At 46.8% G+C, this 20777-nt stretch carries 21 protein-coding genes; 17 read left to right on the forward strand and 4 right to left on the reverse strand.

What is annotated here, in order from left to right; all coding sequences use genetic code 11:
• The first annotated feature begins 14 nt into the window (after window positions 1-14).
• The 3 genes from A4V09_RS00340 to A4V09_RS00350 all read left to right on the forward strand — a co-directional run bounded on the left by A4V09_RS00340 (window position 15) and on the right by A4V09_RS00350 (window position 4826).
• The gene (locus A4V09_RS00340; protein WP_065540594.1) at window positions 15-1496 is read left to right on the forward strand and encodes an RNA-binding domain-containing protein; all 1482 of its coding nucleotides are present in this window, start codon (window positions 15-17) and stop codon (window positions 1494-1496) included.
• 194 nt (window positions 1497-1690) lie between these two features.
• Window positions 1691-1912 carry a hypothetical protein gene (locus tag A4V09_RS00345; RefSeq protein WP_065540595.1) on the forward strand — a complete coding sequence of 74 codons (222 nt, stop codon included), beginning with the start codon at window positions 1691-1693 and terminating at the stop codon, window positions 1910-1912.
• Between the two features lie 214 nt (window positions 1913-2126).
• The gene (locus A4V09_RS00350) at window positions 2127-4826 is read left to right on the forward strand and encodes a translation factor GTPase family protein (RefSeq protein WP_065540596.1); all 2700 of its coding nucleotides are present in this window, start codon (window positions 2127-2129) and stop codon (window positions 4824-4826) included.
• Here the strand turns inward: A4V09_RS00350 and A4V09_RS00355 are convergent.
• The gene (locus tag A4V09_RS00355) at window positions 4801-5715 is read right to left on the reverse strand and encodes a LysR family transcriptional regulator (protein ID WP_065544563.1); all 915 of its coding nucleotides are present in this window, start codon (window positions 5713-5715) and stop codon (window positions 4801-4803) included. The genes A4V09_RS00350 and A4V09_RS00355 overlap by 26 nt on opposite strands.
• Before the next feature lie 180 nt (window positions 5716-5895).
• Here A4V09_RS00355 and A4V09_RS00360 point away from each other — a divergent pair, with 180 nt between their 5' ends.
• Entirely contained in the window at window positions 5896-6585 is a 690-nt protein-coding gene (locus tag A4V09_RS00360; RefSeq protein ID WP_065540597.1) for a YoaK family protein, read from the forward strand.
• Window positions 6586-6751: 166 nt separating this feature from the next.
• Complete coding sequence (locus A4V09_RS00365) at window positions 6752-8497, forward strand: hypothetical protein (protein ID WP_065540598.1); 1746 nt, start codon at window positions 6752-6754, stop codon at window positions 8495-8497.
• Here the strand turns inward: A4V09_RS00365 and A4V09_RS00370 are convergent.
• Window positions 8485-8637, reverse strand: coding sequence for an ATP-binding protein (locus A4V09_RS00370; protein WP_242963908.1), 153 nt, complete (start codon window positions 8635-8637; stop codon window positions 8485-8487). The genes A4V09_RS00365 and A4V09_RS00370 overlap by 13 nt on opposite strands.
• Before the next feature lie 208 nt (window positions 8638-8845).
• Between A4V09_RS00370 and A4V09_RS24055 the strand changes: the two genes are divergently transcribed.
• The 3 genes from A4V09_RS24055 to A4V09_RS00380 all read left to right on the forward strand — a co-directional run bounded on the left by A4V09_RS24055 (window position 8846) and on the right by A4V09_RS00380 (window position 11318).
• Window positions 8846-8986 (forward strand): hypothetical protein, encoded by a 141-nt coding sequence (locus tag A4V09_RS24055; protein ID WP_157123423.1) that lies wholly within the window; start codon window positions 8846-8848, stop codon window positions 8984-8986.
• Window positions 8987-9172: 186 nt separating this feature from the next.
• Window positions 9173-9880 carry a metallophosphoesterase family protein gene (locus A4V09_RS25845; protein ID WP_330396482.1) on the forward strand — a complete coding sequence of 236 codons (708 nt, stop codon included), beginning with the start codon at window positions 9173-9175 and terminating at the stop codon, window positions 9878-9880.
• 109 nt (window positions 9881-9989) lie between these two features.
• Window positions 9990-11318 carry an MATE family efflux transporter gene (locus A4V09_RS00380; RefSeq protein WP_065540599.1) on the forward strand — a complete coding sequence of 443 codons (1329 nt, stop codon included), beginning with the start codon at window positions 9990-9992 and terminating at the stop codon, window positions 11316-11318.
• 282 nt (window positions 11319-11600) lie between these two features.
• Here the strand turns inward: A4V09_RS00380 and A4V09_RS00385 are convergent, their stop codons facing one another.
• Entirely contained in the window at window positions 11601-12611 is a 1011-nt protein-coding gene (locus A4V09_RS00385; RefSeq protein WP_065540600.1) for an NAD-dependent epimerase/dehydratase family protein, read from the reverse strand.
• A 159-nt stretch (window positions 12612-12770) separates the two neighbouring features.
• On the opposite strand from A4V09_RS00385, the gene A4V09_RS00390 reads away from it, so the two are divergent.
• The 6 genes from A4V09_RS00390 to A4V09_RS00415 all read left to right on the forward strand — a co-directional run bounded on the left by A4V09_RS00390 (window position 12771) and on the right by A4V09_RS00415 (window position 17767).
• Complete coding sequence (locus A4V09_RS00390; RefSeq protein ID WP_065540601.1) at window positions 12771-13352, forward strand: TetR/AcrR family transcriptional regulator; 582 nt, start codon at window positions 12771-12773, stop codon at window positions 13350-13352.
• Window positions 13353-13485: 133 nt separating this feature from the next.
• Window positions 13486-14394, forward strand: coding sequence for a quinolinate synthase NadA (nadA, locus tag A4V09_RS00395; RefSeq protein WP_065540602.1), 909 nt, complete (start codon window positions 13486-13488; stop codon window positions 14392-14394).
• A gap of 62 nt (window positions 14395-14456) precedes the next feature.
• The gene (locus A4V09_RS00400) at window positions 14457-15770 is read left to right on the forward strand and encodes an L-aspartate oxidase (protein WP_065540603.1); all 1314 of its coding nucleotides are present in this window, start codon (window positions 14457-14459) and stop codon (window positions 15768-15770) included.
• A complete protein-coding gene (gene nadC / locus A4V09_RS00405; protein WP_065540604.1) occupies window positions 15767-16624 on the forward strand; it encodes a carboxylating nicotinate-nucleotide diphosphorylase in 858 nt (285 codons plus the stop codon). Before A4V09_RS00400 ends, nadC begins: the two co-directional genes overlap by 4 nt.
• An 84-nt stretch (window positions 16625-16708) precedes the next feature.
• Window positions 16709-17233, forward strand: coding sequence for a transcription repressor NadR (locus A4V09_RS00410; RefSeq protein WP_065544564.1), 525 nt, complete (start codon window positions 16709-16711; stop codon window positions 17231-17233).
• Between the two features lie 30 nt (window positions 17234-17263).
• Window positions 17264-17767: a GreA/GreB family elongation factor gene (locus A4V09_RS00415; protein ID WP_065540605.1), complete on the forward strand. Its 504-nt coding sequence runs from the start codon at window positions 17264-17266 to the stop codon at window positions 17765-17767.
• Between the two features lie 152 nt (window positions 17768-17919).
• Here A4V09_RS00415 and A4V09_RS00420 read toward each other — a convergent pair whose 3' ends face one another.
• Window positions 17920-18153 (reverse strand): helix-turn-helix transcriptional regulator, encoded by a 234-nt coding sequence (locus A4V09_RS00420; RefSeq protein WP_065540606.1) that lies wholly within the window; start codon window positions 18151-18153, stop codon window positions 17920-17922.
• Between the two features lie 366 nt (window positions 18154-18519).
• On the opposite strand from A4V09_RS00420, the gene deoC reads away from it, so the two are divergent.
• From deoC to A4V09_RS00435, 3 genes are read left to right on the forward strand one after another with little or no spacing between them, the layout of a single operon-like run.
• Window positions 18520-19185 carry a deoxyribose-phosphate aldolase gene (gene deoC / locus A4V09_RS00425; RefSeq protein WP_065540607.1) on the forward strand — a complete coding sequence of 222 codons (666 nt, stop codon included), beginning with the start codon at window positions 18520-18522 and terminating at the stop codon, window positions 19183-19185.
• Window positions 19185-19913 carry a Crp/Fnr family transcriptional regulator gene (locus tag A4V09_RS00430; protein ID WP_065540608.1) on the forward strand — a complete coding sequence of 243 codons (729 nt, stop codon included), beginning with the start codon at window positions 19185-19187 and terminating at the stop codon, window positions 19911-19913. Before deoC ends, A4V09_RS00430 begins: the two co-directional genes overlap by 1 nt.
• 16 nt (window positions 19914-19929) lie before the next feature.
• Window positions 19930-20748 (forward strand): purine-nucleoside phosphorylase, encoded by an 819-nt coding sequence (locus A4V09_RS00435; protein WP_065540609.1) that lies wholly within the window; start codon window positions 19930-19932, stop codon window positions 20746-20748.
• Window positions 20749-20777: the final 29 nt, after the last annotated feature.

Below are 20777 nucleotides of genomic sequence, written 5' to 3' on the forward strand. Positions count from 1 at the left end.
AAGGGAGATTTGGCATGGCACGTTCAGTAGAATATTTAGAGAGCCTGGTTCGTGAGCTATCGAAGCTTCCAACTGAAGTAGAGTGGGTTGAATTTAAATGTAACAACAAAGATCCGGAACGTATTGCAAAATATATTTCAGGACTTAGCAATGCAGCAACTCTGGCAGAGAGGACAAAGGCATACCTTGTCTGGGGTATTCAGGATGATACCCATAATATTGTTGGAACTGATCTTGAATATCGAAAAATGAAAAGAGGAAATGAGGAATTGGAAGCCTGGCTTGTACATATGATAAATCCGAAGATTAATTTCAGGTTTTATGAGGTACAGATGGGGGCAGACCAAGACGGAAATGCAATATATGTAACGCTGATTGAAATTCCGGCTGCGGAAACAGAGCCAACCAGGTTTGAAAAAACGGCATACATTCGTGTGGGAACTAACTTAATGCCATTGGCCGGCCATAGGGAAAAAGAAGCACAGTTGTGGGCACTATTTGATACTACTCCTTATGAACTGCGAACAGCCTTTTCTAATGGATCAGAGGAAGATATTACGTCGCTTTTGGATTACACAAAATACTATGACAAGCTGGAACTGCCGATTCCAGGTAATCGTGAAAAGGTATTAGAAGACTTTAAAAAAGAGAAGTTTATAAAATTAAATGATGCAGGCCGATGGGATATTACAAACTATGGTGCGCTTATGTTTGCCAAAGATTTGAAAAAATTCGAGGGATTACTCAGGCGTGGTGTCCGGGTGATCCAATATCATGATACCACGCGGGTGGCTGGAATTGATGAGCAGGCTTTCGATTTGGGATATGCCATTTCCTTTGAGGATATCGTAAAATATATTATGACCATTATTCCCCATGAAGAAATTATGGTGGACGGGATCAGAAAGAAAAAAACTGCATACCCAGAAGTGGCAATTCGAGAACTTCTGGCAAACGTCATGATTCATCAGGCACTGGATCAAAAGGGAACCAGTCCAATGGTAGAGCTTTTTACTAATAGAATAGAGTTTTCTAATGCAGGTGCACCATTGGTTGCTATTGATCGAATTGTTGATACGGTTCCAGTTTCCAGAAATGAGAATATTGCAGGATTTATGCATGGCTGCGGTATTTGTGAAGAACGTGGAAGCGGCTATGATAAAATTGTTGGTATCACGGGAAAATACAATATGTTGGCACCGCGTATTGAAAATCAGAATGATCAATTTACAAAAGTAGTCATGTTTGCAAAAGTTCCGTTTGATCTTACAACGAAAGAAGACCGTATCCGAACCTGTTATATGCACGCATGTCTTGCCTATGTAAGTTTTGGTACGATTGGGAATATGGATGTCCGGGCGTTGTTTGGATTAGATGAGAAAGAAAAGACAAAAGCCTTCCGAATCATTAAAGACACTTTAGATGCAGGCCTGATCAAACCGGTAGATCCTATGACCGCACCGAGATATATGAAATATATACCACACTGGGCATAGAATTTAAGTTACCGTAAGTTTCATAAATTGTGATTTATAAAGATAATAGTTGGGATAAAGGCTGTGAAAAGGTTAAAACCGGGATTTTTAAGATGTTGGATTCTGCAATCTAAGTTACGCTAAGTTACATAACGGGTAATTGTGAAGGTACTGAACAATTACTGTAACGATTTATTATAGATGGAGACGGAAGAATGGGCCAAACAGAAATGATGGATAAACGATCCTATCAGTGGAAGTATAAGTACAACGACAAAAGATTACATGATTGGATACCAGGATTTACAGGGGATTGGGATGACAGGAAGTTTGGCATTGCAAACCTTCATTGCATTAAAAAAAACTGTGTTAATTTTCAGATTATCTTTTATCAGAGCGCGGAAGATGCGGTGTTTAAGGCCCTGGGAGTGGAGTAGGAAAGGTAACTATTCAGTAGGTCTGCGCATTCGCTATGCTGACCGTAAGAAAGCATTCCGCAGCCAAGCAAAAATCCCATGGCCAAAAACGATTCTGTATGGATTTTTGCCTGTAACTGTGAAGGTACTGAAAAGTCACTGGAAAAGTATTATTATAGACAACAGAAAGGGGCATTTTCGATGGGTATACATCAGAAAATAGGACAATTACCATATGAAAACAAATAAATTAGCAGTCGGCATTCTCGCCCACGTAGATGCCGGCAAGACAACCCTGGCTGAGAGCATTCTCTATTTGACAGGCAGCATCAGAAAGCCGGGACGTGTAGACCACCAGGATGCATTTTTGGACACCTACGATCTGGAGCGGGAGCGGGGGATCACCATTTTTTCCAAACAGGCGGAAGTGAAGCTGGGAGAAAAAGAAGCGACACTTCTGGACACGCCCGGGCATGTGGACTTTTCTGCGGAGATGGAGAGAACCCTGCAGGTGCTGGACTATGCGGTGCTGGTCATCAGCGGAGCGGACGGTGTGCAGGGACATGTGCAGACTCTGTGGAGGCTTTTGACAAGGTACAAAATTCCTGTATTCCTGTTTATCAATAAAATGGACCAGGAAGGAACTGACAGACGGAAGCTTCTGGAGGAACTGCAGAAGCGCCTGGATGAAAGATGTATCGTCTTTGATGACAATGAGGATAGAGAGGCTTTTTTCGAGAATCTAGCCATGAGTGATGAGGCTGTACTGGAAAAATACCTGTCTGACGCCGCGGTGGAGCCGGGAGAAATCATCCGGCTGATCCGGGAACGGAAAGTATTCCCCATCTATTTTGGCTCTGCCCTGAAAATAGATGGGGTGGAGGAGTTTTTGCAGGGGCTGGATACTTATACAGCTTGTCCGGATCATCCGGAGGAATTCGGTGCCAGAGTTTATAAGATAGCCAGGGATGCCCAGGGTGCCCGTCTGACGTATATGAAGATCACAGGCGGTACCCTGAAAGTAAAGCAGATGCTGACAAACCGCCGGGAAGGAAAGGAAAGCAGTGAGGAGATCTGGGAGGAAAAAGCGGATCAGCTCCGCATCTACTCCGGTGCCGGTTTCCGCACCATCAGCCAGGCCCCGGCAGGTACGGTCTGTGCGGTGACAGGGCTTTTGAGGACGTTCTGCGGTCAGGGACTGGGCGCTGAGACTGAGGCGGAGCTGCCTCTTCTGGAGCCGGTTCTCACTTATCAAATCCAGATCCCGCCGGAATGTGATGTGCACCAGATGTATTTGAAGCTCCGCCAGCTGGAGGAGGAGGAACCGGAACTGCACATTGTCTGGGAAGAACAATCCAATGAGATCCATGCCCAGGTCATGGGAGAGGTACAGATAGAAATACTAAAACGTCTGATCGCGGAACGCTTTGACACGGAGGTGGAATTTGGCGCAGGAAGCATAGTCTATAAAGAAACCATTACAGAACCGGTGGAAGGTGTGGGGCATTTTGAACCCCTCCGCCACTATGCGGAGGTGCATCTTCTGATGGAGCCGGGGGAGCGGGGCAGCGGCCTTCAGTTTGAGGCTGCCTGCAGTGAGGATATCCTGGAACGGAACTGGCAGCGCCTGGTGCTGACACATCTGGAGGAAAAACGCCACAGAGGTGTACTGACAGGTTCAGAGATCACGGATATGAAAATCACGCTGGTCACAGGACGGGCCCATTTGAAACATACAGAGGGCGGCGATTTCCGGCAGGCCACTTATCGAGCCGTGCGTCATGGACTGAAATGTACAGCCAGCCTCCTGCTGGAACCGGTCTATGAATACAGACTGGAAATCCCTTCCGATAAGGTGGGCAGGGCACTTTCGGACATCCAGAAAATGTATGGTACATTTTCCGGGCCGGTCATAGAAGGAGATATGACCATACTGACGGGTACCGCTCCTGTATCTGCCATGCGGGATTACCAGACAGAGGTGGCTGCCTACACCAAAGGCCACGGACGGCTCTCCTGCTCACTGAAGGGGTACGAACCCTGTCACAATGCGGAGGAAGTGATCCGGGAAAAAGCCTATGATTCCGAAAAAGACACAGAAAATCCCACTGGCTCTGTATTTTGTTCGCACGGCGCCGGTTATGTGGTATGCTGGGACAAGGTGCGGGACTATATGCATCTGGACAGTGGGATTCGCCTGGAAAAAAAGGAAAAGCCCGTGCAGGAACAATCCATCCGGACATCCCGCCAGACGTTCCAAAGCCGCGGTCCGGCAGATGAAAAAGAGCTGGAAGAAATATTTACCCGCACCTATGGAACTGCAAAGAAAGAGAGAGATCCATTTAACAGAAAGCGAACGGTCAGTGCGGCAACTTCTTCCCCCAGGGAATACAAACCTAAAAAACAGGGGACGGAGGAAGAATATCTGCTGGTGGACGGCTACAATATTATATTTGCGTGGGAAGAATTAAGAGACCTAGCCAATGCCGGCATTGAAGCTGCCAGGAACAAACTCATGGATATTCTCAGCAACTATCAGGGATATAAGAAAAATACCCTGATTCTCGTATACGACGCCTACAAAGTGGAAGGCAATACAGGTGAGGTGATGAAATATCACAATATCTATGTGGTATACACAAAAGAAGCGGAGACAGCAGACCAGTATATTGAAAAGACCGTACACGAGATTGGAAGGAAACACCGGGTCACAGTAGCAACCTCTGACGCCTTGGAGCAGATCATCATTCTGGGACAAGGCGCAAGCCGCCTTTCAGCCGCAGGACTAAAAGAGGAAATCCGGGCTGCAGATATTGAAATCAGAAGCAATTATCTGAACCAGGGCCAGAATGGGAAAAACTATTTATTTGACCATCTGTCAGATGAACTGCAGGGCTTGATGGAGGACGTCAGAATGGGGAGGAAGAAGCTGTAGTATCCGGGCTGCACAAAAGTTCTGTCAGCTTTTTGGCTGCAACACTGAGCGGGCGCTCCATATCCTGTATCAGGCATATGGAGCGTTTCGGCGGTTCCCCATGCAGAGGGATCCGGAAAATTTCATTTTTATCCAATGCATCTCTGGCAAATTCCTCAGGGAGAAAGCCGATCCCAAGGCCGTTTTTTACCATCAGGAGTACCTGATCCATAGTAGCCGCCTCCAGATCCGGTTCCAGGGTCAGCCCATGTTCCAGAAAAAAGTCCCCATACAATTCATAGCTTCTGGACTTCTTATCCATACAGACAAAAGAGTAAGATTTCAGATCTCCAAGATTCCATGTTTTTTCTGAAAGTCCGGAAAACTGCGGTCCGCCCACAAGGATTTCCCTGAACTTTTTCAGTGGTGTCTCCTTTAAAGGTCTGCGGATACCAGACGGATTTGTGATAACCGCAAAATCTACCGTACCATTTTTTAAAGCAAGTATGGCCTGAGGTGTTGTCTGATTTGATATCCGTATCCTTACGCCGGGGTATTCCCTGTGGAACTCCCCCAGCTTATGCAAAAGCAGTCCATGCAGTGCTGTTTCACTGGCTCCAACAGAAACCTGGCCGCTTTTAAGAGTCTGCTCCATTCTCAATTCTTCCTCCCCGGCCTGGATCTGTTCCACAGCCAAGGCTACATGTCTGAAAAGCTTCTCCCCCTCCGGTGTGAGCTTAACGCCCCTGTTAGAGCGAAGCAAAAGCCTGCATCCCAGTTCGTGCTCCAGGTTATTCATAGACCGGGTAATATTCGGCTGACTATTCATCAGAACAGAAGCCGCCTTTGTAAAGCTATGATACTTAACCACATAATAAAAAATTTTATAATAATCATAAGTCACATTCATTATCTTTCCCCCACTGCCCATTTCCGCCAAACGCTGCTGCAATAGACAATATTCTCATCTGATATATAATTATGATATAGAAATAATACCATATATATATTTTACATCTTGCTCCTCAAAAGTATAATATAAATAGGAACAAAAAACAATGCAAACCAGCAGCAGTCTACAGGAGGAACTATGAAACCAGCAGTCAAACCAGCGGTGAAACCCCGTCAAATGTCAGAGTCCATGCCCCTTGCTATATTTCTAACCCTGGCCGGCGGTTTCCAGGATGCTTATTCCTACAACTGCCGCGGCAGGGTCTTTGCCAATGCCCAAACCGGAAACATTGTCCTGCTGGGGCAAAACCTGGCTCAGGGCCATTGGAGAGCAGCATTTCACTATTTTATTCCTCTCTGCGCATTCCTTCTGGGTGTCTACATCACAGAACGTGTGCACCACCGTTTCCGAGCAAACGAAAAAATCCACTGGAGGCAGGTGATTCTTCTGATAGAATCGCTCCTGCTGGTCATTACCGGTTTTCTTCCGCAGACCCTGAATATAAGTGCCAATGCCCTTATGTCCTTTGCCTGTGCCATGCAGGTCAACAGTTTCCGAAAATTTCATGGCCTGCCCTGTGCCACTACCATGTGTATCGGCAACATCCGCAGCGCCACGGAAATGCTCTGCAGATATCACATAACAAAAGACAAAACACTAAGGCGGAAAAGCATCCACTATTATTTTGTGATCCTGATTTTCGCCATAGGTGCAACTGCAGGAGCACTGATCACATCAGTTCTTGGCAGTCCCGCTATCTGGACAGCCGCGTGTCTTCTTCTGGCAGGTTTTGTACTCATGTTTATGAAAGAGCAGCCGGAGCCATAAAAAAATGATTTCATCCTTGCATTTCTTCAGAAAATATGATATTGTTAGTCCACAACAAAAGGCAGTGTCACTGCCTTACTTAAATATCTAGTTATCTTTTCAATAAAATCAGGCATTTCGCCAAATTATCAATTCATCTAAATTCATATCTGAAGGAGGTTTTTTTATGGTGCAAAAAAACATAGTATGTGAAGGGCTTCGTTGTTATGTGCATTCCAAGTCCGCATTTATTGACTGGTGTATGGAATTTTCCAAAGAGTCCCGTGGTATGCTGATACAGGCCATGATGGAGGCAGACAGCAGAGAGGGGTTTTTTGAGTCCTCCCAGATGGGCAGTGTTGTTAAAATGCAGATACTGTGGGACCAAGAACAAAAAGAGCATGTGTTTGATGCAATTATCAGGAAAAAGCTGCTGAGGCGCCAGCAGGAGGAAGTGCCCCAGAGATTGGCAGCAGCAATGGGACCTGCGCTGAATCTGGATCATGAGGAAGTCCATGTGGAGAGTATTCTCTTTCTGGCATATGCAGTTGTGAGAAATGAGGCCTGCAGAAAAACGCTGATGGAATATGCAAAAAGGGAAGGGGAAAAATGCTATGAAGCATATAAAGAGTCCAAGTTTAGAGCGTCCGCCTTCCCATCCTGGTTTCTCGTGGATGACAGACTTCCGGCAAGCATGGCAGTCGGACTGATAGAGCGGATACGTCAGGAATATAAGACACAGCAGTGCTGTGCACTCAGGGAAAACAGGCTATATAAAAGTCTTATGAAAATTCTGGAAGAAGGTCACAGAAATTTGAAAAACCAGTTAAAAAAGGCAGAATACATAGATGGCGGCATGTTTCAAAAAATAGTTAAAAACAGCAATGATATGGTATTGGCAGCAGCGGAGATGATGGTGCTTTTGATAATGGCCGAAGAATCGGAAGTTCCTGTACATGAGGATTATGATTTCTATCTGGGGCTTCAGATGCTCTTGACTTATGAAGGGGATTTGGAAAAATCACCGGAATTGGAAGACACGGATAATAGGGGCAGAAGACTGCACAGACATCTTCAGAAAGAACACCTGCAGATGGAATCCTACTATATCTGTTATTATCTTGATGGGGCAGTGGAGAAAGAAAACGAGTTGGATCTGGAGTTGGTCTTTGCGTATTTTCATCTGAATCTGAGAATGCTGACGGGAATTGAGCTGGAGCAGAAGGATGTGGATTTTCTCTGTTCTCTGGCAGAAGATATGAAATGGGAGGATTATAAACAAATACTACTTACTGCAACCCTGTGCAAATATATCCACAGGCTGCAGCAGTTATGTGAAGAGCACAATCCGGAGGAACGCCGCTACCTGCAGCGCAGAGCCGAAAAAGACAAGGATACTATGCTCATTGAAATAGAAAACCTGCAAAGCAGGACAGAATACCTGGAACAAAAGAAAAAAGAGCTGGAAAAACATCTGGAGCAAAGCGAAACAGAGAAAGTAAAGCTTAGGACCCGGCTCCAAAGCGCGGAGGAAAAGAATGCGCTGGAGCGGGATGAGCTCATCAGTCTGCGTAACTATATTTTTCAGTGCATACAGGCAGAAGAAAAGCCAAAACAGGAGGAGGCCCACAGCAATGATGAGTATGCAGAGCTGATGAAAGGTGAAAAAATGCTTATAATCGGCGGGCATGCAAACTGGCAGAAGAAGATGAAACAACACCTCCCCCACAGCCAGTTTTTATCTTCCGACAATCTGCATTTTGACAATTCTGTACTATACTGCAAAAAATATCTTGTATTCAACACAGACATGATGAAGCATGGATTATACTATAAAATCACAGGTCAAAGAAAAAAAGGGCAGAAAATCCTCTATGTCCATGGAAATAACATAACCAAAAGCCTGCAGGAACTAAAGCGTCAGATACCATAAGGCAGCCGGATAACAACCCGGAATCCCCCTGATTCCCCGTGTGAAACCTCCATGCCTCCCCCATGCACCTCGGCGATCTGTCTCACCAGCATCAGCCCCAGCCCCTGTCTCTGATTTCCTGCCTCCCTGTCGCAAACCATATCGTGCGGTACATTCCGTATCCGCTCAAGCTCCTCATCCGATACCCCGGCACCGTTGTCCTACACTGCGATCCTGCAGGTTTCACCTGCCTTTGCTTGTTTTCATGGCAGCTTTGTCTTCCATCTGCAGAAACATGTGGATAGCCCTTGGGATCGGAGTCACCTGCAGCGGAAACGATCATATTGGTATATATAGGAGTAATGCTGCTTGGAAGTATTTTCACCGTCTTCGCTTATACAAGAGGAGATCAGGAACAATCTAATGAAAATATGCCTGCTTGTCCACAGCATTTACGGGGCCGGAGGCGTAGTGCTGCTTGGTGTGATGGGCGTGACCAAATTTTTATAGGCAGCAGGCAGGTCCTTTACAAACAGGAGAATTTCAGATAAGATAAAAGAAAACCGCCTTTGGCGATAGGAGTTTTGCTTGACTTTGTAATGCGGTCTGACGGTCCATGCAGTGAAGGCGCAGGCCTGCCGAATCCTTACAAATAACCACACAGTTGAAAAAGCTTAAATGATCGGGAGCAGTCAAATGAGAATAGCCGTTTTATCTGATACCCACGGGCTTCTTCGCCCTGAGGTGATGGAAATTGTGAATACCTGTGATGTGGTTCTCCACGGCGGGGATATCAATACGCAGAAAATTGTGGATGAACTGTCTAAAGATAAGCCCCTCTATATTGTCAGAGGCAACAATGACAAGGAATGGGCGGAACATATACCGGGGTCCCTTCGTTTTGAACTGGACGGCTTCGGTTTCTATATGGTACACAACAAAAAAGAGATTCCTCTGGATTTGACAGGTGTGGATGTGGTGGTCTTTGGGCATTCCCACAAATATCTGGAGGTACGAAAAGACGGACGTCTTTTTCTCAATCCGGGAAGCTGTGGAAAGCGGCGGTTTAACCAGGATATTACCATGGCGGTTTTGGAGTTAAAAGACAGAGAGATAGAGGTACATCGGATAGAAATCCCCCATTCGGAGCCGGTCATCCATGCACCCCGGGAAAAGGATATCCGAAAAACCGTGGAATATATCAGCAAAGGTATGAAAAAAGGGGAATCCATAAAATATATGGCAGAAAAATACGGCTGTACTTTGGGTTTTACGGAACAGGTCTGCCGTATTATCACCACACACCCCGGTGTGACGGGGGAGGGAATCCTGAATAAAATGGAAGTCAACCGGATACAAAATCCCCCTTGCAAAGCCCCCCTTATTGATGATACAATAGCATAAGCATCCGTCTGCCACCGGGTAGACGGGAAAATGCCTGAATACATTCCGGTAGGTCATGGAAGGAATGTATTTGGGCATTTTTTTATCTTAAATTACAAGGAGACAGGTTATGCAGAAACAAATAAGCAAAGAATTTTATAAATACATATCCCTGAACGTTCTGGGAATGCTGGGACTGTCCTGTTACATTCTGGCAGATACATTTTTCATCTCAAAACGGCTGGGAGCAGATGGTCTGACCGCTTTGAACCTGGCTATTTCCGTATACAGTATTATTAACGGGCTGGGGCTGATGCTGGGAATCGGAGGGGCCACCCGTTTTGCCATCTGCCGGGCACAGGGAGAGAAAGAGAAGGGAAACCAGGTCTTCGCTGTCTCGGCTGCGGCGGGGATGGCAGTGGGGATAGTTCTCTTGATCATTGGGCTTGCAGGCTCGGACGCCGTGGCAGGAATGCTGGGGGCTGAGGGGAATATACAGACAATGACAGGGGGGTACCTGAAGACAATTTTGGTATTTGCTCCATTTTTTATTATGAACAACATACTCATTGCGTTTGTCAGGAACGACGGCAGCCCCCGTCTCTCCATGGCTGCTATGCTGACCGGGAGTTTTTCTAATATAGTGCTGGATTATGTGTTTTTATTTCCCTGTAATATGGGAATATTTGGGGCTGCCCTTGCAACCGGATTTGCACCGGTTATCAGTTTAGGGCTATTGTCCCTGCATTTTATCAGGGGGAAAAATCAGTTTACCTGGAGTTCGCCTATGGGGGCACTGTACTGCCGGGTACGTGATATCTGCAGTCTGGGAATATCTGCGTTTATCAATGAATTGTCCTCCGCTGTTGTGCTCATTGTGTTTAATCTGCTGATCCTGCATCTGGCAGGGAATACAGGGGTGGCAGCTTACGGGATTGTTGCTAATCTGGCACTGGTGGCTGTGTCTGTGTTTACCGGAATCTCCCAGGGCAGTCAGCCGCTTATCAGCCGTTTTTACGGGGAGGGCAGGAAGAAGGAGAGTGCCGCTGTGTTTGTTCGTGCCGCCATATTGGCAGGAGCTGTGGGGATTTTCTTCAGTGCTGCTGCGTTTGCTTTTACCACAAACCTGGTAGGCATTTTTAACGGGGAAGGGAATCGTGAACTGGCAGAGATTGCATTTTGGGGACTGAGGCTGTATTTTCTGGGCTTTTGCCCGGCTGGTGTTAACATTGTGGCAGCCGCTTATATGGGGGCAGTGGAAAAGGGAAGAGAGTCCTTTGCCATTGCCTTTGTAAGGGGCGTTGCAGCCATACTGTTTTTTGCGTTTTTTCTGTCTTTTATTTGGAAGATGGACGGTATCTGGCTGGCATTTCCGGCTGCGGAGATTTCCACATTGCTGCTGACCGCACGGTTTTTAAAAAGATATAAAAAAACGGCTCTACCGTCGGTTGAAAAATAAAAAGAAACTCAAATATCCCGTTATTGCTGACGCGGATAAGCCGGGGTATGATTAGGACAGAAAAATGACCCAAGGCAGGGAAAATGAGGAGAACACATCATGCTGGACAGTGTAAAAATCGGAGGTTTTATTTCCAGAAAGAGAAAAGAGATTGGGATGACACAGCAGCAGCTTGCCGACCGGGAGATATGATCACTCTGAGATCCATGCAATATGATATTAGGCGGATAGCAGCTACCCAAGGGGTTAGGAAGGCCGTCCGCCTTTTCAGATATTGGAATTTTATCTTTTCTGGATCAGTACGCTGTGGCCTTTCTTTTTCAGCCAGGTGATGGTATCCGCAATGGTCTGAAACAGGTCTCTTGGTTTGAAACCCAGTTCAGAGGTGGCTTTTGTGTGGTCAAAACGGTCATTGCTCTGTAAGGTATACAGAGAGTACCGGGTGTACAAAGGGCGCCGTTTTTGGATCCGGCAGATAACGCCGATCAGAGGTGCCGTTATTTTTGCCATCCACATAGGGAGGACCGGCAGGCGTCTGCCGCCGCATAGCATTTTAACCATTCTAAGTACATCTTTTATCTCATAGTGGCGGTTTGAGAGAATGTAACATTCTCCTTTCTTTCCCCGTTCCAGTGCTGCCAGGCACCCGGCAGCTACATCCCGGACATCCACAAGATCGTAACCGCCGTTTACACAGGCCGGAAGGCGTCCTTCTATATAATCTGTAACCATCTGCACCAGATGATTGCCGGAGGTGTCAAAGGGCCCCAGGATTCCCGATGGATGGACAACCACGGCATCCAGGCCTTTTTGGACAGCATCCAGTACCGCTTTTGTGGCCTCGGCTTTTGTTTTGGCATAGGCTCCTTTCACCAGATCGGGGGAAAAGTCTGTTGTCTCATGCAGGACTTTCAGTTTATTCTGCTCCGGGATCGCATGTACGGAGCTTACATAGAGAAGCCTCTTTACTTTGTATTGGAAGCAGAGGGAGATGATATTTTTTGTTCCGTTTACATTAACATCGTATAATTCCGGTGTGACATTCTCAGCAATGGAAATCATGCCGGCAGTATGTATGACAGACAGCTCCCGGCATCCGGCATCTTCAAAAAGGGGCCGCATACTTTCCGGATCTCTTACATCGCCGTGGAAATACCGGACACCGGGAATATCCGGTGCGGTTTTTCCGGGAATAAGAAGTCCCCGCACCGTCCGGTTTTGTTTTCTTAACAGGCGGATAATGGTACTGCCCAGGTGACCGTCCGCCCCGGTGACAAGATATAGTGTTTTCATAAGGAAACATCTCCTTTTTACATACAGATATTGTATCTCTTTCTACTATTTATTATAATGAGTGGATAACAGGAAAACAATCGGCAGATTTCGGCCATTTGGATAGTTATTGAACAGATTTGGCGAAAGTGTCGGATATGATAAAAAGGAGGTCTTTCTATGGGAAAATCAGGCGACCAGCGGACCAGAATGACGAAACAGTTCATCAGAAATGCATTTATGGATCTTCTCAGCAGGAAACCCATACAAAGCATTTCCATCAGAGAGTTGTGTGGGATCGCCGGCATTAACAGGGGTACGTTTTATACCCATTATAAAGACATCTATGATTTGCTGGAGCAGATTGAGAAGGAGATGACCAGAGAGATTGAAAAAGCGTTGGAACCGCTTCTGTCAGAGGAAAATAAGGAACTGACCCCACTGAAGATCACTACGGAAATTTTCCGCTGCTTAAAGGAAAACGCGGATTTATGCACTGTGACTTTGGGAGATTACGGGGATAAAACCTTTGCGGTACGGCTGCTCAGTCTGGGACGGGAGAAATGCGTGGAAGCTTATTCCCGTTTCTTTGCTCTGGCCACACCTAAGGAAATAGAGTATTTCTATGCATTTGCAAGTGCCGGGTGTATCGGCCTTTTGGAGGAATGGCTCAGAGAGGGCATGGTGACAGAGGCAGAGGAGATCGCGGCCATGGCTGAGGATATGATGATGTATGGGGTTGGATGCCTGAAAAAAGGATAATATGTTAAGGAAGAGATTGTACACGGTGCAGTCTCTTTTTGTATGAATTACAGTACAATTTTACAACTGTCTTGTCAGATGTAAAGGAAAGTTGTATAATGTTAAAAATTCTTAAAATCGAGGAGGAGAAACCGTGGATTCCATTTATCGGGAAATCGAGGAACTGAAGAAAGAGAAGGACGCAGTGATCCTTGCCCATTACTATGTGCCGGGAGAGGTGCAGGCATGTGCAGATTATATCGGAGATTCTTTTTATCTGAGCAAGATTGCCACAAAGCTGGAAGCCGGCACCCTGGTTTTTGCCGGTGTGACCTTCATGGGAGAGAGTGCAAAAATACTGAATCCAAAGAAGACCGTACTTATGCCGGATACTACAGCAGATTGCCCTATGGCCCATATGGCGGATGTTCATAAGATTGAAAATATGAGAGAAGAATATGAAGATCTGGCAGTTGTCTGCTATATCAATTCCAGTGCCGCGTTAAAGACATATTCGGATGTATGTGTGACTTCCTCCAACGCAGTGGAGATTGTAAAGAAGCTGCCTAACAAAAATATCTTTTTTATTCCGGATGAAAACCTGGGAAGTTATGTGGCGAAGCAGGTACCGGAAAAAAATGTGATTCTCAATGACGGTTACTGTTATGTACATAAAGAAGTGAAGAAAGAGCAGGTGGAGGAAATGAAACGCCTGCATCCCGGTGTGGAGTTTTTAGTGCATCCTGAGTGCACCAAGGAAGTCCTGGAGCTTGCCGATCATATCGGAAGCACATCAGGTATTATTGACTATGCCACAAAGAGTGAAAGAAAGGAATTTATGATCGGAACAGAGAACGGCGTGCTGTATGAACTGCAGCAGAAGAATCCGGACAAGAAGTTCTATACCGTTCCCGGCGGACAGACCTGCGCCGCAATGAAAAAGGTGACGCTGGAGAAGGTACGTGACTGCCTGAAATATAATAAGGGAGAGGTAAGCGTGGATGACAGCCTCCGAAGCCGGGCAAATGTGCCGTTGAACCGGATGCTGGAGACTGCAAAGTAGATGGAACCCGTTAGTCCTTTCAGGAGGGACTGACTGCGGAAGGAAAGAAGGTCTAGGAGAAAATGAAAAGAGAAAAAACAGATATCGTGATCGTCGGCACAGGTGTTGCGGGACTTTTTGCAGCCCTTCATCTGCCAAAAGAGAAACAGATATTGATGCTGACAAAGGATGACTTGGAGAACAGTGATTCTTTTCTGGCACAGGGAGGCATCTGTGTCCTGCGGGATGAAAATGACTATGATCTGTTCATGGAGGATACCCTGAAGGCCGGACACTATGAGAACCGGAGGGAATCCGTGGATGTGATGATACGTTCCTCCAGAGCGGTGATCGGGGAACTGATGGCCTGCGGTGTGGATTTTAACCGCAGGGAAGGAGAGCTTGCCTATACCAGAGAAGGCGCCCATTCCCAGCCCAGGATTTTGTATCACAAGGATATCACAGGAAAAGAGATCACCACCAGACTGCTGGAGGCTGTTCAGAAGCTCCCCAATGTAAAAATTTTGACACGGACAACCATGATTGATATACTGGAGGAGAATAATCGGTGTTATGGTATTGTGGCCCGGAAAGAAGACGGCAGTGTGTTTGGAGTCACTGCCCAGGATACGATCTGGGCTTGCGGGGGAATCGGCGGACTTTATGAGCATTCCACCAATTTCCCACACTTGACCGGTGACGCCCTGGCAATAGCACTGAAACATGGTATCGAGCTGGAGCATCCGGATTACGTGCAGATTCACCCTACAACCTTATATTCCAGGAAACCGGGGCGCCGATTCCTTATATCCGAATCCGTGCGCGGGGAAGGTGCCAGATTATACAATGCCAATATGGAACGTTTTGCCAATGAGGTTCTGCCGCGGGATGTCCTTGCGGACGCCATCCACAGACAGATGGAAATAGACCACAAGCCTTATGTGTGGCTGGACATGCGCCCTCTTGGGGAAGAAGAGATCACGTCTCATTTTCCGAATATTTTTGAACGGTGCCTGGAGGAAGGGTACGATGTGAGGAAAGAGTGTATTCCTGTGGTGCCTGCACAGCATTATTTTATGGGCGGCGTGAAAGTGGACCTGGACAGCAGGACCACGATGGAAAATCTCTACGCAGCAGGAGAGACAAGCTGTAACGGTGTTCACGGAGCCAACCGTCTGGCCAGTAATTCCCTGCTGGAAAGCCTGGTATTCGCAAAACGTGCGGCTCTGCGAATTTCTGCCCGTGAAGTACAGGAAAATGGAGAGATGTGCCAGGAAAGGGCAGCTATGCTTCTGACAAAAGCAGAGAGAGAAGGTTTTCCAAGGCAGGAAGAGCTTCAGAGAATGTATGGCGAGAGTGTTTTGAAAGAAATCGAAAGGGTGAAAAAAGCGGGATGAATCAGATTACAATGAAATTAAATGCAGACCATCTTATTATGCAGGCTCTGCAGGAGGATATCACAAGTGAGGATATTACCACCAATGCGGTGATGCGGGAAGCGTGTCCGGGCGAGGTACAACTTATCTGTAAACAGGACGGAGTGGTTGCCGGACTTGATGTTTTTAAACGGGTATTTGAGCTGCTGGATGAAAAGACGGAAGTAAAATTCTATGTAAAAGACGGAGAACGGGTGAAGAGCGGCCAGCTTATGGCAGCACTGCACGGGGATATCCGTGTGCTTCTCTCCGGGGAACGTGTGGCTTTGAACTATCTGCAGAGAATGAGCGGGATTGCCAGCTACACAAGACAGATTGCTGATTTGCTTGCGGGAAGCAAGACAAAGCTCCTTGATACCAGAAAGACAACGCCGAATATGCGCATCTTTGAAAAATATGCAGTCAAAGTGGGCGGCGGCTATAATCACAGATACAACCTGTCTGATGGGATTTTATTAAAGGACAATCATATTGGGGCAGCAGGGAGTGTGAGAAAAGCCGTGGAAATGGCAAAGGAGTATGCTCCTTTTGTGCGCAAGATCCAGGTGGAAGTGGAGAATCTGGATATGGTGAAGGAGGCCGTGGAAGCAGGGGCTGATATCATCATGCTTGACAATATGACTCCGGAGATGATGAAGGAAGCGATCCGGATCATTGACGGAAAAGCGGAAACTGAGTGTTCCGGCAATGTGACCAGGGAAAATGTGGAGAGGCTGGTATCTATCGGCGTGGATTATATTTCCAGCGGGGCCTTGACCCATTCCGCGCCTATCCTGGACATTTCTTTGAAAAACCTGCATCCTGTATCCTGTTAAGCCGGCGAGTGCTGCCCGGGAGTATGGAATTACAGGATGTGGAAAAGATATATGATAAGGACAGCGAGAAAGGATCAGTGGAGGATGAACGGCGAAAAACGCAGACAGGAAATTTTAGAATATATCAGGCGCAGCCCGGAACCTGTTTCCGGCACAAAGCTGGCACAGCGGTTCCAGGTCAGCCGCCAGGTGATCGTGCAGGATATTGCACTTTTACGGGCACAGGATCAGGATATTCTTTCCACACACCGGGGGTATGTATTTCACGCACCGGTGTTTGCGAGCCGTGTGTTTTATGTATGCCATAAGGACAGTGAGATTATGGAAGAGCTGAATCTGATCGTAGACTGCGGAGGCAAGGTGGAGGATGTGTTCATATGCCATGAGGTTTACGGCCAGCTTCGGGCTGAACTGTCTGTTGACTCCAGAAAAAAAGCTGCAGAGTTTGTAAAAGGCATTCAGGGCGGAAAATCCAGTCCTTTGAAGAACATAACATCCGGCTATCATTATCACACGGTTCTTGCGGACAGTGAGCAGACTCTGGACGAGATAGGGGCAGAACTTATGAAACGCGGTTTTCTGGCTAAGGCGGGAACAAAAATATCATAACCGGGAATACAGGAAAAGGGGCAGAGAGATATGCGCGAACAGCTCACTGAGAGTGATGTAAAGAAAATCCAGGAGGAGATCGAATACCGGAAGCTGGTGGTCAGAAAGGAAGCCATAGAGGCTGTCAAGGAGGCCAGGGCACAGGGAGACCTGAGTGAAAATTTTGAATACTATGCGGCAAAGAAAGACAAGAATAAGAACGAAAGCCGTATCCGGTATCTGGAAAGAATGCTGAAGACAGCCGCTATTGTAAAGGACAACTCCGGAAGTGATGAGGTGGGTATCAACAATGTGGTGGAAATTTTCTATGAGGAGGAGGACGAGACGGAGACATACAAACTGGTAACGTCCATCCGGGGCAACTCTCTTGACAATAAGATCAGTATAGAATCGCCTCTTGGAAAAGCCATCCGGGGTCACCGGGAGGGAGAACGGGTCATGGTGAAGGTCAATGACACGGTGAGTTATCCGGTGGTGATCAAATCTATTGTAAAGACAACAGAAGACGAGGATGACCAGATCAGGAGTTTTTAAGGCTGGCCGGCCAATCGAGGGCCGGCCTTTTTCTGATCGGTAATGATAAACCAGACGATCAACAGAAAAATCTCTGTTCGTTTGAAATGACATAAACGATGATATTTGCCATACCCAGTAAGAAAGTTATAATACCTGTAGCAAATCCACGACTATTCTTTATTTTCATATTCCAAATCCTCCATTTCTTTATTTTCCTTTAGACAGCATAAATCCTCGACCGTTGTGCCAAATACTTGGGCCATTCGGTAGGCAAGCATAAGGGACGGACTGTATTGTTCCTTTTCAATAGAAATGATCGTCCGGTTCGACACATGAACAAGCTCTGCGAGCTGCTGCTGGGTTAATCCTCTGGATATTCGTAATTCCCGTACTTTTGTTTTCATATTCCACCCACCATCTATGTGAAGTAAGCTTCGTATGAAGCTAACTTCATAATATGACAGGAGGTCAAAGAATGTGAATATTAATATGAAATGAACTTTATATAGGCATAAAACCAAAAGTAAACGTAAAAAAGACTCTAGTCCTTTTTCTGGAGTGGAAAATGCATTATAATATGAAATATACCCTGAAGGGCATCCCGTAACTTATGCAGCAGGATGAGTTTTGGGATTTGGTTATCTGTTGAGAGATGTACCGGTACCGGCAGGATGAATTTCCGGTAAGACTTTGCAGTAATATGGATAAACAGGTTTGCCTGTAAGCCATTGTGTCAGTATACCGGCAATAGTGAAAGTGAGGAAAGCAAAATGACAGAGAGAGAAATTTTAAGGCATGTGGATCATACGCTTTTAAAAGCATATGCTTCCTGGGAGGAAATACAGAGATTGTGTGATGAGGCTGTCTGCTACGATACTGCCTCGGTCTGCGTTCCACCCTGTTATGTAAAAAGAATTCATGAAACTTACGGGGAGAAGATCAATATCTGCACCGTTATCGGTTTTCCCCTGGGCTACAGTACCACAAAGGCAAAGGCAGCGGAGACGGAACAGGCGCTTCAGGACGGTGCGGCAGAGGTGGATATGGTTATCAATATCACGGATGTTAAGAACGGGGATTTTGATGCTGTGCAGAGGGAAATCCGCACATTAAAAGAAATTGCAGGTGAAAAGATCCTAAAAGTGATCATTGAAACCTGTTATCTCACAAAAGAAGAGAAGACAGCCATGTGTCATGCAGTGACAAAGGCAGGTGCGGATTATATCAAGACCTCCACAGGATTTGGAACCGGGGGTGCGGTTCTGGAGGATATCCTGCTTTTCAAAGAGCACATTGGAAGAAATGTAAAAATAAAAGCAGCCGGAGGAGTGAGAAGTGTGGAGGACATGGAGGCATTTTTGGAAGCAGGATGTGACAGGATCGGAACGAGCTCTGCAGTCAAATTGATTCAGGGGCAGGAGACAAAGGGATATTAATGGAGCAGAAGTATCTGTATCAGGCGCTGCCTTTTCTGCGGGAGCTGGATAAGAGAAGGCGGGAACTTTTTGAGGCGTATTTCGAGACGGCTCCGGTTTGGCTCATGGATTCGTTTCAGATAGAGGTGCTGGAAAAGGGCATTACTTTTGTCAGGGAGAACACACCTGTGGATACGGTTTATATTGTGGGGAAAGGAAGTATTCGGGCAGTGGATTACCGGATCTATGGCATTGCCTATGATTTTATGCGGTTTGACGGTGTGTATGCCATGGGCGGAATGGAAGTGATCATGGATCTGAGTGAATACCGGACAACACTGGAGACAGTGACAGAGTGCACGGTGATAAAGATTCCCAGAGCGAAATTTGAGCGATGGCTGAAAACGGATATCCGTGCCCTGAAACAGGAGGCAAAGCTTATGGGAGAGTATTTGCTGGAGCAGGGGCGGAACAGCAGGGCGTATTTGTTTCTGCAGGGAGCTGACAGGCTTGCCATGCTTTTTACAGAGCGGTATCAGCGTTATGCGAAGCAGGATGTTTACCGGATTAGAAGCACGAGGCAGGAATTGGCAGAGGCTTCGGGCTTGTGTGTGAAGACGATCAACCGGGCAGTTAAGAAGTTTCAGGAAGAGGGACTGATATCCAGGGAAGGCAATTCTATTTTGATAAGCAGAGAACAGTATGAGAGGATGCAGGCCATGGTTTCCTCCGTGGTTGAACAGGAATGAAAGGAAGGGTGAAATTATGAATCAGGCAGAGGAAAAGTTATTCAGGTGTTTGGAAAGTGTTAAGAAGAGGACAGGATTTAAGCCGGAGGTGGCGCTGGTACTGGGATCCGGACTGGGAGATTATGCGGATGGGATCCGGATCGGGGATACCGTGGATTATAAGGATATTGAGGGATTTCCGACCTCCACAGTGGAGGGGCATAAGGGAAGATTTGTATTCGGATATGTGGGGAAGGTGCCTGTGGTGATCATGCAGGGACGTGTGCATTATTATGAAGGATATCCCATGTCGGATGTGGTGCTTCCTGTGAGACTGATGGGGCTTTTGGGGGCGAAAAAGCTGATTCTCACCAATGCGGCAGGAGGAGTGAATTTTGATTTTGAACCCGGGGATTTTATGCTGATCCGTGACCATATCACCACAGCGGTGCCCAGTCCTTTGATCGGGGGAAATATGGATAAATTGGGGCCAAGATTTCCGGATATGAGTGAGGTTTACAGTGTCCGGATGCAGAAAGTGGTGAAGGAGGCGGCATGTAAGCTGGGGATTTCTCTGAAAGAAGGGGTTTATATGCAGTTTAGCGGACCGAATTATGAGACTCCGGCGGAAATTCGTATGTGCAGAGTGTGGGGGGCTGATGCGGCAGGGATGAGTACCGCATGTGAAGCTATGGCTGCACGGCATATGGGGATGGAAGTGTGCGGGATTTCCTGTATTACGAATCAGGCTGCGGGGATGGGCAAGAAGTTGGATCATGCGGAGGTGCAGGAGACGGCGGATAGGGTTTCGCGGGAGTTTGCGGGGCTGGTTACGGAGGTTATTGGGGGGATTTAGGGATTGTGAGGGGGGGAATGTTGTGGGGC

Origin of the sequence: Blautia pseudococcoides (genome assembly GCF_001689125.2) — a bacterium.
Lineage (GTDB): Bacteria > Bacillota > Clostridia > Lachnospirales > Lachnospiraceae > Blautia > Blautia pseudococcoides.

Excerpts from the sequence above, each read along its gene's own strand:
- A4V09_RS00340 (WP_065540594.1), top strand. The coding sequence starts at position 15 with ATGGCACGTTCAGTAGAATATTTAGAGAGCCTGGTTCGTGAGCTATCG.
- A4V09_RS00345 (WP_065540595.1), top strand. The coding sequence starts at position 1,691 with ATGGGCCAAACAGAAATGATGGATAAACGATCCTATCAGTGGAAGTAT.
- A4V09_RS00350 (WP_065540596.1), top strand. The coding sequence starts at position 2,127 with ATGAAAACAAATAAATTAGCAGTCGGCATTCTCGCCCACGTAGATGCC.
- A4V09_RS00355 (WP_065544563.1), bottom strand. The coding sequence starts at position 5,715 with ATGAATGTGACTTATGATTATTATAAAATTTTTTATTATGTGGTTAAG.
- A4V09_RS00360 (WP_065540597.1), top strand. The coding sequence starts at position 5,896 with ATGAAACCAGCAGTCAAACCAGCGGTGAAACCCCGTCAAATGTCAGAG.
- A4V09_RS00365 (WP_065540598.1), top strand. The coding sequence starts at position 6,752 with ATGGTGCAAAAAAACATAGTATGTGAAGGGCTTCGTTGTTATGTGCAT.
- A4V09_RS00370 (WP_242963908.1), bottom strand. The coding sequence starts at position 8,637 with ATGGTTTGCGACAGGGAGGCAGGAAATCAGAGACAGGGGCTGGGGCTG.
- A4V09_RS25845 (WP_330396482.1), top strand. The coding sequence starts at position 9,173 with ATGAGAATAGCCGTTTTATCTGATACCCACGGGCTTCTTCGCCCTGAG.
- A4V09_RS00380 (WP_065540599.1), top strand. The coding sequence starts at position 9,990 with ATGCAGAAACAAATAAGCAAAGAATTTTATAAATACATATCCCTGAAC.
- A4V09_RS00385 (WP_065540600.1), bottom strand. The coding sequence starts at position 12,611 with ATGAAAACACTATATCTTGTCACCGGGGCGGACGGTCACCTGGGCAGT.
- A4V09_RS00390 (WP_065540601.1), top strand. The coding sequence starts at position 12,771 with ATGGGAAAATCAGGCGACCAGCGGACCAGAATGACGAAACAGTTCATC.
- A4V09_RS00400 (WP_065540603.1), top strand. The coding sequence starts at position 14,457 with ATGAAAAGAGAAAAAACAGATATCGTGATCGTCGGCACAGGTGTTGCG.
- nadC (WP_065540604.1), top strand. The coding sequence starts at position 15,767 with ATGAATCAGATTACAATGAAATTAAATGCAGACCATCTTATTATGCAG.
- A4V09_RS00410 (WP_065544564.1), top strand. The coding sequence starts at position 16,709 with ATGAACGGCGAAAAACGCAGACAGGAAATTTTAGAATATATCAGGCGC.
- A4V09_RS00415 (WP_065540605.1), top strand. The coding sequence starts at position 17,264 with ATGCGCGAACAGCTCACTGAGAGTGATGTAAAGAAAATCCAGGAGGAG.
- A4V09_RS00420 (WP_065540606.1), bottom strand. The coding sequence starts at position 18,153 with ATGAAAACAAAAGTACGGGAATTACGAATATCCAGAGGATTAACCCAG.
- deoC (WP_065540607.1), top strand. The coding sequence starts at position 18,520 with ATGACAGAGAGAGAAATTTTAAGGCATGTGGATCATACGCTTTTAAAA.
- A4V09_RS00430 (WP_065540608.1), top strand. The coding sequence starts at position 19,185 with ATGGAGCAGAAGTATCTGTATCAGGCGCTGCCTTTTCTGCGGGAGCTG.
- A4V09_RS00435 (WP_065540609.1), top strand. The coding sequence starts at position 19,930 with ATGAATCAGGCAGAGGAAAAGTTATTCAGGTGTTTGGAAAGTGTTAAG.